This is a genomic window from Streptomyces sp. NBC_01317 (assembly GCF_035961655.1).
In the GTDB taxonomy this organism is placed as follows: Bacteria; Actinomycetota; Actinomycetes; order Streptomycetales; family Streptomycetaceae; genus Streptomyces.
In genome coordinates this window covers 7,327,755-7,346,369 of record NZ_CP108393.1, presented here as the reverse complement: position 1 = coordinate 7,346,369, position 18,615 = coordinate 7,327,755, and the positions used below count along the sequence as shown (strand labels likewise).

The window sequence follows — 18,615 nt, the reverse complement described above, 5'->3', positions numbered from 1 at the left end:
CGCGTTCCTCACATCAGTCCGGCTGTCCCGGGTGTCGAGTGATGTCCAGCGATACGACCGGCCCGTCGGGCGGCCCGAGAAACAGGCGGCCCCCGGCCGCGTCCAACAGCGCGAGCCGGATGCCCAGTTCGTACGCCGTGAGGGCGGCGAGCGCCTCGGCGAAGGCGGCGCTCGCCGCGTCGGTGCCCAGCCGGGCGAGGAGCAACCGGAATTGCTGAGTGCGTGTCAGACCGGCTGCGCGAACGGAGAGTTGGTCCCCTTGAAGGGACGCCTCCGCGTACTTGTCGAGCGTCAACGGTATGTGCAGAGCTGTCAGTTGCTCGATGGTGACCATCTCGTACGGTGGAAGCAGCGCCTCCGTACCGGGGATGCGGTCCTCCGCGTCCGGGACCTCCCCCGCCAGCCGGCTGTCCAGCCACGCTGCCAGCGCCTCGGGGGTGGCCGATCCGGAGCCCGCGCCGAGCAGTTCGGGAACGTCCCGGTCCAGCGCGGCGACCAGCAGGCGCGCGAACGCGCCGGGGTCGAGATCGAGGGCGGTCCGGTCGAACTCCGCGCTCTGCGCCCGTTCCGGGCTCTCTGTGCTCTCTGTGCTGTCCGCATCCTCCCCGTCGGCGGAGGGCACGGTCAGAAGCGCCGGGGCCGGTGGGGGGACGGGCACCGGAGCGGGAACAGGAGAGGGAGACGGGGGCGAAGGAACCCGTAGCGGCCCGGGCCGGAAAGTGAACCAGTCGGGCCGTTGCGGTACCGGTGTCCCCGTCAGGACGATGACCGCCTTGCGCAGAGCGGGATCGAAGACCAGCTGCGTCCCCTCGCGGGCCACCAGTGCCTTCCTCGCCGTACTCGACCGGGAGGCGATGCCCACCGCCACCTCGACCGGCGGCTCACCTGCGTCGGAGCCGATCAGGACGACGGGGGTGGCGAGGGGTATCGCGCCCAGCCGCTGGTCGTACTTGACCAGAGCGGCGACCTCGTCGTCCGGCACCCCGGGAACGGTGCCGGACGGCAGGTGCAGGTCGAGTTTCCCGCCGGAACCGTCGGCCACCAGGAAGTAAGGGGCGGCGGGCTGTCCCGAACCCGGCGCGGGCTGCCATGGGGAGGGGCTGGACACCCCGTTGGCGACCGTGCCGTCGGGCGACACCAGGTAGGTGTCCGTGACGATCTCCCCACGGATCGGCCGACTCCTCCAGTTGCGCCCCGGCACGGCCCCCCGCTTGGCCGACACGATGAGCGTCCTGCAGCTCAGCGCGCCCCGCTGCATGAGGTGGTACGCGGCGAGCTCCGCCGGATCGCGCGGATCGAGCCCGATGACCGCGGCGCCGGCCGCCAGCCGGAGCAGCGCCGACCCCCGCGTCAGGTCCACGGCCGGCCTCGGGCTGTCCCCGGGGTTCACGGGGCCGAGATGCAGGACCTTCTCCTCCAGGGCCCGCAGTTCCTCGGGGGTCCGCTCCCCGAGCGCCTCGCGCGCCTTGAGCGTCCCCCAGAAGAGCTTCACCCGGTCCGTGGCTCCAAGTCCCCAGAAGACCTCACCCCGCGCCCGCGTGGCGAGGTCGTCGAGATCCTCGTCCTTGAGCAGGGCCACCGCCCGGTCCACCGAGGGCAGCGGCACAAACGCGCGCAGCGGCAGCGGCGTTCCGTCGGCCCGGGTGGCCCCGGCGGCCTCCGCCGCGTACAGCATCGCCTTGATGTCGGCCGGCTCGACGGCGACCCGCGGGGGTGTGGGCCGCCCCGCCCGCTCCAGGTGCGCGCGGGTGACCTGGTCCAGCAGGTTCAGGCCGAACGGGCCGCCGAGCGCGGCCAGTTCCGGATCCGCCCGTCGCATCCGCTCCAACGCCCCGATCCCGCGCAGGAGTCGCTGGTACTCGCCCGAGGGATCGTCCTTGTCCTTCTCGACCCACACGCCGAGCGTCCAGCGCAGGGCCCGGACCAACGACAGGGTCCCCCGCCGTGCCTTCCCCGGGGAGACGCGCCCGTCCGCGGGGAGTCCGGCCCACCGCGCCAACCGGTCCAGCTCCGCGTCCTCCGGGTCAGGCCACAGTTCCCGCCAAGAGCCCTTCACCCCCTGAACGGTGGCCGCGGTCCCGTGCTGGTACGTACCGTCCATGGTCGTGCCCAGGTAGTGCAGCCGGTTGGGGGCGAAGACCGGCTGCCCGCTTCCGTTGGCGGCCGCTTGCGCCATGGACTCCATGTGGAGCGGATCGAAGACGAACGGGGAGGCGGTGCCTTCGTCCAGGTCGAACCCGTCGTCCGCGAGTGTGTCGGCCCAGCACGACGGAAGGACGATCGCGGGCTTGCGGCCGGCCCTGAGTGCCTCACCGCGGAGCTTCCGGAAACTCGGACGCCGTTTGATGAAGCCGCCCACCTGGCCACCACGGACGGACAGGACTCTTCCGTCGACATGCTCCAGCTCCGCCCGCAGCGGCTTGCCGTGCACGTGGAAGTAGTAGACCGGCCGGCCGGCCCACAGGACCGGGTCCGCGTCGCCGAACCAGTTGCCGCTGACCGGATCGAGGTGGCCGCTGGTGAGCATCTCCGGCAGCCGCCGGTGCAGTTCGTCCCTGGTGGCCAGGTCATGGTCCCTCATGGAGACACGTCCGATCGGCCGGTGGTTGTGGAGGAGGGTGACGGTCTTGACGCGGCGGTCCGCGACGAGCCCCACGTCCTCCACGTACAGCTCGTCGTGCGGCTCCTCCCGCGCGCCCTGCCCTTCGAGGCCTCCGGACTCTTCGAAGCCGGCCGGGTCCCGGTCCTCCGGCAGGCTGAGGGCCCAGTCGCCGAGCGCTCTTCGCGGGCGGAGGTCGGGGACTTCGATCCTGACCTCGTGGTCGGCGGGGTCGTCGGCGACCAGGTGAGTGGCCCGGCCGGTGTGGGTCCAGACCTTTCTGCCGGCCTTGAACGCGCTCCGGCCGGGCAGGTCGAGGCCCTGGCCACCGGCGTCCGGCACGAGCAGCAGCACGGGCACCTCGGCGCCGAGAGCGGCCAACTCGGGATCCATGGCGAGCAGTTCGGCGAACTCCTGCCACGAGATCCTGATGTGGCCACCGTTCCACGGCACCCTCACATGATCATGGCCTCCGTCGGCCACGACGGCGTACGGTTTCGGCTGTCCCTGTTCGCCGGGCCGGTGCCACGGCGACGGCTTCGGCGCTCCGACGGCCTTCCCGAGCCGGGTCTCGACGTAGGTGTCCGTCACCACGTTCGTGATCGGGTCGGTCGTCAGGTTGCGGCCTCCCGTACGGCCGTCGGGGCCGGCGATGCGGGTCGCCGCCCCGAACACACCGTTCCTGCTGAGGTGGTACGCGGCCAGCGCGTCCACACTCGTCGCGTGCCCGGCCCTCATGGCGTCCGCCGTCAGCTCGTAGAGTTCGGTGAGCGTGGTGTCGTCGACGGCGGCGTCCTCGTCCCGGTGCAGGATCCGGGCGGCCAGCACCTCGGGCTCGAAGAAGTCGACCAGCGTGGCCAGTTGCCTGACGGCGGCGGCGTAGGGGGGCAACCCCACCTCGACCGTCACCTTCTGCCGCCCGGTCCGCCCGTGGGGGCCGCTGTCCCGGCCGCGGCTGTCCACGACGATGCCGAAGCCGCCGAACAAGTGCGCCTGGCGCAAGCGCCTCAGGGCCCTTCGCAGGTGTTCCTCGAAGACAGCCTCGACCCTCTCCGCGCGTACGAGTCCGGTGACGCGGGCGGTCGTCCCTCTCTTCAGCCCCCTTCGGCCGTTGCCGTATCCGGTGATGCGTACGGTGACGGCCTTCTCGGGCGTCGGTATCCGCGCCTGCGCGCTCAGGGTTCCGGCCCAGGCGACCTGGCGGGCCAGCTCGGCGAGCTGCTCCTCGTCCTCGTCGCCCAGCAGCTTTCCCCGCTCCTCGAAGCGGATCACCGTCGAAGGAGGCGGCAAGGGGGAGTTCGCGGGGGTGGGATAACGCTCCGAATCGGACATGCCGTCGAGGTCGTGGCCGGTGTCGATCACCGCTTCGTCATCCGAATCCGTGTAGGTGCCGATGTCGTCGGCGTCGGAATCCGCCACGGCATCGTCCGCCGCGTCCGTATCGGCCTCATCCCCCTGCGCGGACGGCTGGGACAACGCGGGTACGGTCCCCCGCCCCGACGAGGCGGCCCGGGTGACGTCCGCCCGGTGGTCCCGGTCGGCCGCTCGCTGCCGGATGAGCAACACCTGCTCGGCGGGGGTGAGGCCGGCGTCCGCGACCGACAGCGGTGCGGCGCCACCGAGCAGGGCCGCGTGGATCTGCCGCGGGCCGGTCAACTCGATTCCGGCGCGGGCGAGTTCGTCGGTGGTGACCGGCTCCCCCGGGTCCAGCGAGGGTACGTCCGCCGGTACGTCGGCCTCCGGTGCCGCGTCGCTGCCCTCGTAGTGGTTGAACCCGTTGTAGTAGACCTCTATGTGCCGTACGGCGCTGTCGGGCCCCGCGACACCGCTCAGCCGCCGGTATCCCGATCCCAACGGCCGTACCACGTCGACCCGTACGTCGAACGCGTGCGCCAGGAGCGGCAGGAAGATCTCTCCCGCCTCCGTCCCCCAGCGGCTCTCCCAGTTCTCCACCGCGTCCAGGAGCCTGGCCGACTCCTCGCTGTCCAGCGGCGCGTGGCTCTGCGGATACACCGCGCTGAGCAGGCGGCGGAGTTGTCCGTCCGTCAGGGAGTCCAGACGCGGAAGCCGGCCCTGCTCCTCGATGTAGGCGAACATCCGGCCCGGCGCCAAGCCGCCGGCCTGTGCCTCCTCCACGGCTCGGGCGTCGTCCGTGGACAGGCCCTCGCGGGCGGGTTCGGACGCCAGGCGGGCGTCGACGTAGAGCCTGAGCAGTTCGTCGGGATCGAACGCCTCCGGCAGGGAGACGTGACCGACACCGTGGTGGGCGAGGTGACCGAGCGCCTCGGCGCGGTCCATCCGCTCGACACGGTGGGCGAAGGCATCGCTGACCGTCCTGCGGAACTGGCCCACGATCTGCGGATGGAGGACACCGTCGCTGCGGCCCACATAATCCGCCACAAGACCACGCACGGCCTTGATGACGGCGTTCCACGGCCCACGGGGCCGCCAGGTGGTGGCGTGGCTCCGCAGGTCCCGGTGGACCGTACCCGGATTCCCGAGCCAGTCGTGTGCGGCCCGGTCGACGGAGGCGAGGCCGAGGCGCTCGCGCAGGCGCTCGGGGTCGCTGGCCATGAAGGAGTACAGCAGGCACTCACCGTTGCGGGGAACCCGTACGGCGCGGCCCCGGGCGGTGGCGCTGTGGTCGATGGCGCTGTGGTCGGTGGTGGGGAGCGGGGCCGCCTTCTCGGCCGGGGGCATGGTCGCGGGCGGGGTGACCACACCCTCGGGGGTGTCGACGACCGGCGGCACGGGAGGCAGAGGCACGGCAGGCGGCGGCACAGGGAGGGGTGTGGCGGGAGGCGGCGTGGCGGGAAGCGGCGTGGCGGGAAGCGGTGTCACGGTGGTGCCGACCGACGGGTCGGGCTCGGTGGTCGGCAACGTCGTATCACCGGTCAGCGGCGCCGGGTCGGTGGACGGCGGCGGCACCGGTGGCGTCACCGTGCCCGACCGCGTCGACTCCACCGGCGGCAGGGCCAGTTGATAGTGGCGGTCCTCAAGGCTGAGCACCACATGGGGGAGATCACGGTCGGCGTCCCGCACCAAGCCCTGGAGATTGCCTCCCCCTGTGCGGCCCCCGGGCGTGAAGTGCTGGAAGCTGCCGTCCCCGCCGACCACCGTGATCCGTACCCCGAACGTCCGCGCGGCCAGCGTCGGGAGCAGGTCCGCGGCGGAGTGGTTCCAGCCGGTCTCGGCGTCGGCGTCGCCCCGCCGCAGGAGTTGCGCCTCCGCCAGACCCGCGCGGACCTCCGGGCTCAGGTCGGCGGCGTACGGCATGAGACCGCCGAGCGCGTCGAACTCACGGCGGGCCGGTGTGTCCGCTCCGAGGTCGAGCCCCGCGTTGTCGATCTCACCGCTGCTGAAGACGTCGGTGTCGTCGGGCGCGACAAAGGCCAGCAGATCCGCGTCCGCCGGATCGGTCAGCCGGGCGGCCAACCGCCGCCGCAGCAAGGTCATCGCGTTGCTGTCGGCGAGGTCGATGCCGACGGACGTCAGCAGCTCCGGGTCGGCCCGGTCGAGGCCCTCGGCGAGCGCGCGGAAGAACGACTCGCCGTCCTTCGGCACGTCGTGAAGCGTGTACGTGTCCTGCTCGGGCGAGGTGAGCACGGTGTCGGGGCCGGTACCGGTCCTCGTGTAGCGAGGAGGGTCCGGACGCGCGGGCGGGGTCGGCCTGGGCGGGGCCTGGTAGGTCACCGGCGGCGGTTCCTCCAGGCCGTCGAGCTGCCGTACGCCCTCCTCGGTGGCCGCCAGCCGGTGCCAGCGGGTGAGCTGGTCGGCCGCCGCCCGTACCCGGTGGTACTCCGCCGCCGCCCGTTCCGCCGCCTCCCTGAGCCCGCGCAGCTCATCCGCCGCCGCCTCGAAGGCGTCCCGTTCCGTGTCCCGGCGGGCGGTGGCGGCCGTGAGCGCCAGGCCGGCCTCGTCCGCGGGCCGTTTGAGCGCGGCGAGCCGGTCGGCTGCCTCCGTCTGTCCCGTACGCGCGGCTTCGAGCCGGAGATCGGCCGCCGCGCGCAGGGCGGCGGCAGCTGTCACGGCCTCGGCCAACCGGGTCCGGGCGGCGTCGTGTTCGTCCCGCAGGAGCCGCGCCCAGCCGTCGTGTTCCGGCTCGGCCTCGGCCTCGTACCGGGCGTGGGCGTCCACTTCGGCCTGGGCGGCGGCAATGCTGCTCCGCGCGCTGGCGTGGTCCCGGGTGGCGGCGTCCTGGGCCTGTCGCAGCGCGGTGTCCGCCGCGTCGAGGGCCGTGCGGGCGGGCCCGAGCGGAAGGCCCGCGACACGGGCCGCTTCACCGGCTCGGTCCAGGGCGTCCTGCGCGGTGTCGAGGGTCTCGCGCAGACCTGCGGCGCCACGCCGCTTCTTCCAGTACGCCTTGTCCCCGTCGACCCACCCCTTGCTCGCGCTCCCGACCGCGTCCCACGCCTTCCCGACCCGCTCCGGGAAGTTCGCGTCGGTGATCAGCATCAGTTCGCGGGCGATGTCCTCCCGTATCCAGGCGATGACGTACGCCTCGGACGTCATCGCCTGCGGACCCGACCGCGCCTGGCTGAACGTTCCGCCCCGGATCCGGTTCGCGGCCCGCGAGTCCACGATGTTGCGGTGTACGTCACCGATGCTCAGCCAGGAGCCGGGGACGGCGAACAGGAACGAGCGTCCGGTCTTCGGCTTGAGGTTGCGCGAGGTCAGGTGGTCGTCGCCGACCGGCATCCCGGTGCCGTCCAGGTCGTTGGGCCCGGGGAGGGTCAACCCCACCTGGTTGAGGCCCACGCCGTTCGGAGAGTCGTACAGGAACGCGCCGCCGAGACTCCCCGACTGGGTGTGCTCGTCGGCGGACGAGGTGCCCGCGATCTCCCCATACCGTCTGAGCACCTCTAGCTTCTTGCCGTCGGCGACCGTCAGCAGCAGCGCGCGGGAGAAGTCGGGTGTCGAGCGCAGGGAGAGCTGTCCGGTGTCGGTCCCGAGGAACGACTTCTCGCTCAGCCCGGCGAGTTGGTAGGCCTCGGGCTCCAGGGTGCGGGGGTAGAACGAGGTGACCGCCATGGTGCTGGTGCCGTCCTCCAGCGCCTGGGCGGAGCCGGTGCCGACCCGGGTCAGGCCGGTTCGCCTCGTCGTACGGAGGAGTTCGGTCAGGGTGGCGGCGGACGGGCCTTCGTCGCTCTCCAGGTCGCTGAGGGAGAAGCCGGCGTCGTAGGCGCGGGTGAGGAGGAGGTCGTTCGCGATGCGGATGTTCTCCAGGCCGATGATCCCGCGCGGGTGGAAGCCGTTCTCGGGAAAGGTGAACGACCGCTCGACGCCGTCCCCGTAACGGACCGTCAGTGTTGTCGGCACCACCGGGACGGGCACCGGCCTGGGCGCCCTGCCCCGGGCGAGAACGGCTCTCGGGTCCGGTGCGGGCAGGCGGGTGTCCGCGGGCGACGGACCGCTGCCGGACGGCGAGGGCTCCATCAGGCTCAGCGGCACGTGCTCGCGCAGGTCGCCGATGTCGGCCTCCTCGACGATCCGGTCCCTGCCCCGGAAACGGTCGAAGGCCGTGACCGCCTTGTCCCGCCCCTCCTCGGACTTCGGGGAACGGCCCGCCGGGGCTCCCGTGTTGGGGGTGTCGTCCGCCTCCAGGGTGATCCGCATCCGGTACGGGGTGACGATCTCCGCGTGCGGTTCGGTGGACGCCGCCCGGTAGATGGTGACGGTGGTGGTCGAGTGACCCGACGCCACCGTCTTCCGGTGGGAGCCGCTTTCGGTGTACGTGACGCCGGCGGCCGGGACATGTGTGTCGCCGGTGTGCAGCATCTGGGTGGTCAGGATCCCGACGTCCGGCCCGGAGGAGATCTCCGAGTTCTTCTGGACGGTCTCGATGGCCCGCCGGTTCTCCTCCAGCTCCGCACTGTGGTCGAGCCCCTCGAACACGGGTGTCCCGGGGATCAGTTCGACCCGCGCCCTGACCCACCGGTCGCCGATCCGCACCCTGCTCCAGCCCCAGCCTCCGACGGTGACCAGGGTGGAGGGGCCCGTGGACGTCATCTCGCCCTTCAGGGCCCGGGTGGCACGGGCCGTCACCAGCTGCCGGATCCTCTCCCGGCTCGCGTCGTCCAGGCCCAGTCGCGCGATCCGCTGCTCGAACACGCGCAGCACCTCGGTGGGGTCGAGCGTGTTCACCGCGTACGTACCGAATCCGGCGCCGCGCAACCAGGGCTGCGCGGACCAGAGCCGGTCCGTGTACCGGGGGACGTCGCCCAGGCCGTCGTCGAGCAGGCCCAGCCGGTGCGCGCTCTTCTCCGGCAGGTGCCCCAGCAGGCCGCCCGGGGTCGTCAGCGCCGTCCCCGCCGCTCCCGCGAGGGACCGTGGCACCAGCGGACTGCGCGCCGCCGCCCTCCCGATCGAGCCCATCCCGACCCGGCTCGCCGTCAGCGCGAACAGGTGGTGGACGTCCCCGGCGACCAGTACCTGGTGGGTGAATCCCTTGCGGTTCATGTCCGCGACGACGGTCCGTACGACGTTGAGGCTCTGCGCGGCCGACCGTGACAGGGGGTTGGCGACCACTCCGTACGCACTCAGCAGACCGTGCCCGGGGGCCTGGCCGTGGGAGAAGATCACCTGGCCGCCGAAGACCAGGCTCGTGCTCTTGCTGATCTTGCCGGCCGCCTGCCGGGTGCCGCCGAGGATCATCTCGGTGTCCATGGCCATCGACGAGGTGAGGGCGGTCATGTCGCCCACCGAGGTGGCGTAACGGAACGTCCCCCACAGTTCGCCGAAGGGGCCCTTGCCCAGCAGGCCGGTCCCCGGCATCCCCAGCGGCCCGGAACTCTGGTCGAAGCCGGCCGCCATGTACTGGGGTGTGAAGGTGCGGACGATCGCCTCCCGGGTGGGAGCGCCCTCCTTCACCAGCTGCCAGGCGCCTCCCGACGCCGCCTCCAGGACCCGGTCCACCTCCGCGGTCAGAAGGGGTGACAGCACCACACTGACGATCACGAACGGGTGCTGCTGGAAGGCGTGGAACCAGTCCGATCCCCGCGCCGTGTGCGGCCCGCCGCCGTCCCCGGGCGGCGCGAGGTCGCCCTTCGCCAGCGCGAGCGCCCGTTTCGTCGTGAGGGGTACGGGGGCGGGCTCGGCGGCCTTGTAGAGGTTGAGCGCGCCGTCCGCGTGCGGGTCGGCGGCGGGGGTGTGCTGGACGGGGATGCTGATCAGCACCTGCCCGGTCACCGCGCCGCCGCCGTGCAGCTGGAATCGGTCCCCCACCGGCGTCCGGCCGAAGAGGACGTTGCGCGGTTCCTCCAGCACGAGCAGTCCCGGCAGCCCCAGGCCCAGACCGCGGATCATGCCGCGGGGCCGCCAGTAGCCGCCCATCGAGGCGGTGAGCGCGAGGTCGTAGCGGTACAGGTGGGTGGGTTCGTTGCTCACCGACATCGGCTCGTTGGTGACGGTCGAGCCGAAGGAGGTCTCGGCGTCCCCCTGCCACCCCTTGCGCATGCCCAGCGTGACCCCGAGCGTGTTCTTGGGCAGGTCCGCGCTGTCGACGCTGTGGTCGCGGCCCGAGAACGTGCCCTCGAAGCCCAGTTCCGTACCGTGCTTGGCGCTCGTCTGTCCGTCCAGCCGGTCGATGCCCTGGGCGCTGAAACGCATCCCCTCGTTGATGTCCTTCCCCTCGTACCGCCGCCCCGTCAGCGTCCCGTGCACCCACAGCTCGTAGTAGGTCTGCCCGATCGTGTCCGGGTCGGACAGCCTGATCCGCAGGCCGACGGTGCTCAGGGCCTCCAGGTTGGCGGTGACGTTCTGCGCGGAGATCACACCGAGGATCTGGAGGGTGTTCTGGAGCGCCGTGTGGTACTTCGCGCGGCTGGACCACTGGGGCGGTACGGGCAGGGTCCTGGCCGCGTCCAGCACCTCGCCGGGGTGGCGCCTCAGCAGGTCGTCGAAGCGGGCGCGCCAGCTCTTCGGCAGGCCGGGCGGCAGGAGGTGGCCGAGCGGCGCCACCAGTCCCCGGCGCCGGGCGGCGACGGCGTTCACGACGCTGTCGGCGAACGCGTCCAGCAGCGTACGGCCCACGTCGTCCGCGTCGACCCGGGTCCGCAGGCCGTCGTCGAAGGTGAACTCCTTCACCCGGTGCATGCCCAGGGTCCGCGGTTTGTTCTCGGACAGGTACGCCGGGACGAACGGCGTGGAACCGTGGCGCAGGACCAGCCCCGTCCCGTCGTCCCAGCCGGCCAGCCGGCGGGCCTCGGCGCTGGTCATCCGGTCCAGGCTCCAGGTGAGGAACCGGGCCGGCGGCCCTGTGTCACCCGCCCGCCGTACGCGGACCGACTTCACGACCAGGTAGAGGGCGGTCCTGGGGCCCTTGACCTGTCCGGCCGACTTGAGGGTCCCGGCGCCGCCGAGTCCGGCCGTGTAGGTACGCGAGTGCCCGTACTGGGCGCTGGGCCCGAACAGGAGCCGCAGGTCGAACGGCACCGGGACCATGTCCCGGAAGTTGAACGCGGGTCCGGCGGCGGCCTGGAGCAGCAGGTTCCTGCCCTGCGCGCGGCTCCGCTCGCTGCGGACCGTCGACGTGTTGATGTCCCGCATCTCGGCCTTGTCCGTCTCGCCGACGAGCACGGCGGCGCGGGGGATCACCTCCTCCACCACGAAGACACCGAGGGGCGACTTCCTGTCGTCGTCGGCGAAGAGGGGCGGGGTGGTGACCCGGCCGCGCGCCATCATGCCGCCGTGCCGCTGGAAACTGTCCCCGGAGAAGAACGTGTCCAGCTCGGCGTAGGCGGTACTGCCCGGCAGCGCCCCGACGCGCCCGGCCGCCCAGTCGCGGATCGCCGCCACGGGGCCGTACCCCTCGATCCGGACCAGGCGGTACTGGGAGTTGCGGTCCAGGGTGATCGACGCCGGGATCCGGCCCGGCTCGGAGCTCCTGAGCACGCTGTCGGGCAGGCGCACCAGCAGCCCGTTGCGGACGGCGAAGCCGAAGCGTTCGCGCGTGGCCCGGCCGGCGCCGGGGTCGAGCACGGCGCCGGTGACGCGTGCCTCGAAGTAGGCGTCGTCCAGGTACGACCGGGAGTCGTCGAGCGTACGGGTCTCCATCTGGTTCATCCGCGCGTTCGTCAGCGTGTATCCGACCTTGTTGACGAACCCGAACCGGAAGGCGAGGCGGCCGAAGCCGCTGAACGCGGCGGTGCTCGCGGGGCCGAGCGGAGCACCGAGGCCGTAGTTGTAGTTGGCCTGCATGTTCTTGGTCAGGCCGAAGGTCGCGGCGCCCCGGTGCATGCTGTCGATCTTCGAGGCGTTCCCGAAGCCGTCCTCAAACGGCATCCAGTGGGCGTAGTGGCGCGCCTTGAGGTGGAAGACCCGGATCTTTCCCTTCGCGTTGACGTACGGGAAGGGCCGCCCGCCCTCCGTACCCAGCGTCTTCGGCTTCTCGCGGAGCGTCTGCCTGATGTCGGACAGGAGTTGGGTGTCACCCTCGGGCAGTCGTGCGTCCGGCCGGCTCTTCAGCTCGTCCGCGATCGCCCGCACGATCTCGTCGATGCCGCGCAGGACGACGGTGCTCTGGCCGAACGTGCCGGGGTTGGCGAGGAGTTCGTCCACCTCGTTCTTGGTGAGGCCGCCGGGCAGCAGGGACCTGAGGTGGTCGACGTAGGCGGGCATCCGCCTGCCGTCGGCGAAGGTGACGGGGGTGGCGGGGGTCCCCGAGGGCGGGGCGAGGGCGCGGTCGACCACGGGCGGGCGTGTGGGGCCGTCGGGGTCGGGGGCCGGCTCCTCGGTCCGGATCAGGTCCGAAGCGGAGTCGGAGCCCGGGTCCGAGCCCGGGTCCGGATCCGAGCCCGGGTCCGACGCCGGGTCAGGACCCGCGAAGACGACCCCCGTATCGCCGAGGGGCGCGGGGGCACCCTCCGGGAGCAGGTCGCGCGGCCGGACGGCCGCCCAGTCGCCGGCCGCCGGACTTCCCGGCACGAGGGGGAGCAGGGAGGGCACGTACAGATTCGGCTGGGCCTCCACCAGGTTCGCGCCGCCCTGGGACGCCCACACCCCCCGGCCGGTCGCCGCGCTGACCACGGCGCGCGGGTCGGGGTGCGGGGCGACGGTGGCCAAAGGTCCCGGTCCCGCCGGGGCCACGGGGGCCACCGGGGCGACCTTCGAGGCGGTCAGCACCACATCCACGTCCAGGCGGCGGACGGACAGGACCGGGTCACGCGACAACAGCTCGGCGACCTCGTCGTACGGCACCGGGCGGCTGAACCCGCCGGGCAGGGTGAGGGTCAGAGCGCCCGCCGCGCCGCCCGCCCACACCAGGTACGGCGCCGGCCGGCCGGGGGCGGTCCAGGGCGAGGTCTCCGTGCTGACGGGACGGTAGCCGCCACCCTGGGTGGGGGCCGCGACAACGGCGCGGTCCGTCACCACCTTGGCGCTCGGCACCCCGCCGGCGTTCGGCGCCACCTCGGCCTCCGGCGCCGGCTTGGCCCAGTTCCGGCCGGTCGGCACGCCCTTGGGATCGACCAGCTGGGTCTCCGGGCCGAGGGCTCCGAGCACTTCGAGGTGGAAGGCGGCCAGCTCCGTCGCGTTGTACGGATCACGTCCCGCGGCCGCCGCCCGGGCGACCAGCAGGAACAGCTCATCACGCCGGGCGGGGTCCGGCCGGTCGAGATGGAGGACCTTGGCGGTGAGTACGTCCGGGTCGGGCGTCCGGCTCTCCCATTCCAGGGCCTTCACCGTCGCCCAGAACAGCCGTGCCCGCTCGGGTTCCCCGACGGCCGCCGGGCCGCCGGACAGGCCCAGGATCCTGACGGCCTCGGCGTCCGGGTCCGCGAGGCCGCCCAGCCGCCGGGCCGCGCCGGTGACGTGCGGCAGGCCGGCGAAGTCACCGAGGGCCAGGCCGGGGCGCCTGGTGACGGCCCCGGCGGCTTCGGCCAGCAGATGCCGGAAGTCGCCGGGACCCAGGTCACCGTCCACCGCGCCGGACCGTTGCGGCCGGGCCGCGCGGGCGGCCCGCTCGAACAGGTCGAGGGAGAACGGCCCGAAGCCGCCGAGCACCGGATCGGCGGCGCGCAGGGCCTCCAGCGCCCCGATGCCGCCGAGCAGATCCCCGTACCCGCTCTCGTCCTCCACGGCCGGCCCGAACGTCAGACGCAGGGCACGGACCAGCCGCAGCGTCCGGTACCGGACCGCGTCCGTGGCGGGCCCGGGGCCGTGGTGCAGGCCGGCCGCCCGGGCCCGGTCGTCGAGGGCGTCCCCGGTGGGCTCAGGCCGGTGCTCCACCCACCTGCCGCGCCGCCCTCGCGCGTCGGTCAACGAGACGTGGACGTAACCCCGCCCCGGCAGGAACTGGAGACCGACGCCCCGGGTGGCGCCGTACACCGTGCGCCCGGTCTCGTCGGCCGCGTGCTGCGCCTTGCCGATCGTCGCGAGCGGGTCGGGGACGAAGGCGTCGGGAGCGGCACCGCGTACGGTCGTGAGCCCCTTGCCCGGCACGGTCCAGCATTCCTCCATCAGGATGCCGTACTCCCGGGGCAGTCGGGCGAGGCTCGGGCGCCGCTTGAGCATGCCCCCGGTCTCCCGTTCCCGGGCGACCTTGACCGTCTTTCCTTCCAGGGGCACATGGGTCTCGCCCGTCCTGCCGTGGGCGGCGAAGACGTACACCGGCTTTCCGGCGAACGGAAGGGGCTCGTCGTCCCGGGTCCAGACGTCGGTCGCCGGGTTCCTGTGCCAGTGCTCCGTCGCCTCCGTCGCGTGGCTGAGGTGCTCCAGGACGGCCGGGGCCTCGGCGTCGTCGAACACGCCTCTGCCGATCGGCCCGCTGTCGGACACGATGGTGTGGCTCACCATCCTTCGTTCCCAGGCAGGGGCGTTCTCGTCCGTGCCGGGGGCGGGCACCTGACCGGGGTCGCTGGGGATCCAGTCGGCGCGCCGCAGGCCGGGTCCGGACAGCAGGGAGATGGTGCGCGGCAGCGCCGGGTCCCGCTGCGGGGTCAGTTTCACCAGGCCGTTGGCCGACCAGAGGCGCCGGCCGACCCGGTCCGCCGTACGGCGGGGCAGTTCCAGGCCGCTGTCGCCCGCGCCGGGAATCAGCAGGAGTACGGGAACGTCGGAGGGAAGCGCGGCCAGCACGGGGTCGAGGGCGAGCAGTTCGGCGAACACGTCGATCGGCACCCGGCGCGACGCGCCGTCGAAGCCGCGCACCACGACGTGGTCGTGGGCGCCTTCCGCCGTCACCACGTACGGCCGCGGCTTGCCGGGCCCCTGCCAGCGCGCCGTACGGACGTCACCGCGCTCCAGCAGGCCGTCGGGACGGTAGGAGACCTTCCCGGTGGTCGTCAGGTCGAGATCCTTACGCGGAGAGCCCGTCCAGTCACGACCCTGGAAACCGCTGGGGTCGGACACCGCGCGGGTCGGGGACAGGACGCCCCTCAGCTGGAGGTGGAACGCGGCGAGGGCGGCCAGGCTGTCCGCGGACTCGACGGCTTCGTCCATCGCCACCCGGAACAGCTCACCGTGGTGCGCGCCGGTCACCGGGGTCGCGGGGTCCAGGAGGAGCACGCGGCGGGCCAGGGCGTCCAGGTCGAGCGGGCCGTCCCGCAGGGCGGGATCGGCCTGCCGCAGTCGGTCGAGGTGGTCGAGGGTGGCGCGGAGGGCCGGGTAGAGACGGCTCGACCCGATGGCGGAGCCGAACACGCCCACCAGCAGCGGGTGGGCCGGGGTTTCCCGGGAGGAAGTGGCTGGGGTTTCCCGGGACGTAGGGGCCGGGGCTGCCCGTGACGAAGTGGCCGGGGCGGGCTCCCTCTGGGTGCGGTCGGCGGACGTCGGTGATGCGCCCTCGGGCCGGCCGGGGGTGTGGGTGACCGGGGCGCCGCCCGGCCCTCGGGGGCGCAGTCCGAGGCCGTGCCGGAGGCGTCCGGCGACGTGCACGGCCGTACGGTGGTCCGCCCCCTCCGTCGCCAGGTGGGCGGCGACCTGCCGGACCGCGTCGCGGTACTCCTCCCCGGCGTAGCGGGAGTCGGCGAGCACGGGGTGCAGCTCCAGGGGCAGCACGAGGCCGACGGCCGTGTCCCAGGCCCGGGCGGCGGCCGTGTCCGTGGACGTCTTCATCTCCGTGTCGCCGGCCGGATCCGTGCCCTCGAACTCCGCGGACGCCGTCCGCCAGATCCGCCGCGACGCGTTGGCCGCGACGGTGTCGAGCGCGGTGGGCCAGGAGCCGGACCGCACCATCAGCAGGCGCACCTGGTCGAGAGGCGTCAGCCGGCCGGCGTTCAGGGGAAGTTGACCCGGAGTGATACCTGCGGCGTTCAGTTCGGCGGGGGTGACGGTGTCGGCGCTGTCGAGACCTGGCGGGTCCTCCGGCAGGTCCTCGGCCGTCACGTGCTGGGCGATCCAGTGGCGCGAGGCCTCGTCGCGCCGGACGACGGGCACCTGGTCCGCGCTGCCGAAGCCGCGCCGGGGGCCCAGGTCGTAGGGGTCGACGCCCAGGTGGATCAGCCGGGCCTCGGCTTCCTCCAACTGACCGCGCGCGTGCTGTTCCCGCTCCGTGGCCGTCCGGAGCACGGTGGTGTCGGAACCGGTCGCCGCGTCCGGCGGGAGCTGTCTGATGCTCTCGGCGGCACGGTTCGCGTCGGCGTAGGTGCGCAGGGCGTCGGCGTGCTCGTCCCGTGCGTCGGCGATGGCGTCCGGGTCCGGGCTCTCGGGCAGGCTCTCGGGCAGGTCGCTCAGGAACGCTGCCCGGCTCTTGCCCTTGCCGTTGTCATGGGCGTCGGTGTTGTCGTGAGCGTCGGCATCCCGGTCCGTATCGGCCGCCGGGCCGTAGGTGTCCTGGGACTCGGTCGGAACGGGCCGGTACGGCGGCGGGATCTCCGAGCCGGTCCGCGGCGGTGTCGAAGGCCGCGCCGATTCCTCCGAGGACGGAGGGGTACGGAGGTCGGAGTTGTCGTTCTGCCCGGGCAGCGGCGACAACCCGGCGGAGTCGGGCGTCCCGTCGGTGGCGGGGACATCGGCCGGGACTTCCTCGGGGACGCCGGCCCGGTGGTCGGTCGTGTCGGGCTCGACGGAGGAGGTCTGGGGCCGGGGCTGCGGGGTGACGCTCTGCTGCCCGCCGGCGGGGGCGGAGGCGGCGGGCGCGGAGGCGCTGGGCGCGAGGGCCGCCGCCGGTGTGGTGCCGCCGGTGACCGCGTCCTCGTCGAACGGCGCCAGGCCGTCCTCGTCCACCGAGCGTTCTCGTACGGTCTCGTCCGGGAGGGACCCGGTGCCGTTCTGGGTGCCCGGCCGGCCTGCGGACGACTCGGCGGTGTCCGCCCCCGCCAGGGGCGGCCGGTGAACGTCGGACCGAGCACTCTCCGGGTCGGACACCACCTCGTCCGGAGCGGCGAAGTCCTCGTCGGCGAAGAATCCCTCGGCGTGCTGGTCGCCGGAAGCGGCCTGCCCGCCGGCGGGGGTGAAGGCGGGCAGGGGGGCGGAAGCACCCACCGGGGGAAGGATGTTCGGCGGCGCTCCGATGCCGTTGTCCCCGGGCGTGGCACTCCGCTGCGGGCTGAGCGTCGAGAAGACAGAATCCGCGTTCAGGTCCACCGGTGAGGGCAGCGCGCTCTCGCCGACGACGGATTCCGGGTCGGCGGTCTCGTCGTACGGACGCGCGGGAATGTCGTACGGGTACGGCGGCTTCGCCGCCTGGCCCGTACCGACTCCGATCGGCGGCCCCTGCTGCTCGTACTCGTCCAGGCCGTAGTCCGAGACGGACAAGACGTCATCAAAATCGCTGCCGTCACTGAAAACTGACGACGTCTCACTGAAGTCGCCGACGGACGACGCGAAGTCGTCGGGGTCGGAGTCGGGGTCGGGGTCGGGGTCGAAGCCACGGCCGGGGTCGTACGGCGGTACGTAGGCGTCGTCGGCGGAAGCCGTGGAGGGACGCGGCACGGAGTTGATGCCGTAGTCGGCCGGGGGGTCGTACAGATCGACACCCCCGGCAGGACCGGTGTCCACGGTCCTCCGGGGAGGCGGCGTGTGATCGCCGCCCCCGCTCCCCTCCCGGCCGCCCGGCGGAAGGTGATTGAGGCCCTGCCCGAAGTCGAGATTCTGGAAGAATTTGTGGTTCAGCCACTTCCCGCCGTACTCGACTGTGGTGGAAGCCGCCTCGGTGAGAAGTCCACTGGTCCCGGCGCTCACGAACGTGCCGGGGTTGATGGAGAACGTGCCCTGGAAGATGAGCTTGGTGAAGGCTTCCGCGAAGGTCTCGGCCTGCCCTTCGTTGACGAAGGAGGCCGGAAGCTCGAACAGGTCCTTCCACGGCGAGTTCTTCTTGAAGAGGTCGCGGAAGAACGGCGCCGCCGCGCCCGAGAAGATTCCGGCGAAGGCCCCCGCCAGCGCCCCCGCGACCGCCGACTGCCCGATGTCGCCCCAGTCGAAATCCGGGCGCCGGCGCCTCGGATCGCCCGGCGCGACCATCGAGATCACCTGGGACGCGAACGTGACGAACGCTTCCTGGATCGCTTCGAGCAACGCCGACAGCGGAGTCGGCACCGCGTGCCCCAACCGCTGGAGGATCAGCAGCATCGACAACGCGGTACGTGATCTCACCGCGGCGATCTCGGCCAGCGACGTACCCCCGGTGAAAAAGGCAAGCGCCGCGATGAGGGCGAGTTCCAGATTCATCAGGATGAACTCGAGAAGAATCTGGTACTTCGCTTCATTGAGCTTGATCGACCGGTCCACCTGCCGGTCACCGATCGTCCGGACCTCCTCGGCGAAGTCCGCCAGATGGTTCCGCCCGCCGTCGTCCACGAATAACCTCAGCGCGGCGACGAATTCCTTGGCCACGGCCGGCGGAAGCGAATCCCCGGACGTCAGGATCGCCGACTTCATCGCATCGGACATCGTCCCGATGTCGTCCGACAACCGGTAATAGGGGCCGCTGCTGTTGAATCCGTCCCGCGCGTTACCGCTCGCGACACTCGCACCGACCCAGACCTCAAGGAACTCCCGCAGAGCGGGAGGGAAGTTGATGTCCATCGCTGCGGCCAGTCCACCCCGGCCAGATGACAAGCGCGGGGCGGGGCGGGGTG

Annotated in this window: 1 protein-coding gene; it reads right to left on the bottom strand. The window is 72.6% G+C overall.

The window, feature by feature from the left end:
* Window positions 1-13 precede the first annotated feature (13 nt).
* Window positions 14-18,562, bottom strand: coding sequence for a lonely Cys domain-containing protein (locus tag OG349_RS31875; RefSeq protein ID WP_327237879.1), 18,549 nt, complete (start codon window positions 18,560-18,562; stop codon window positions 14-16).
* Window positions 18,563-18,615 lie beyond the last annotated feature (53 nt).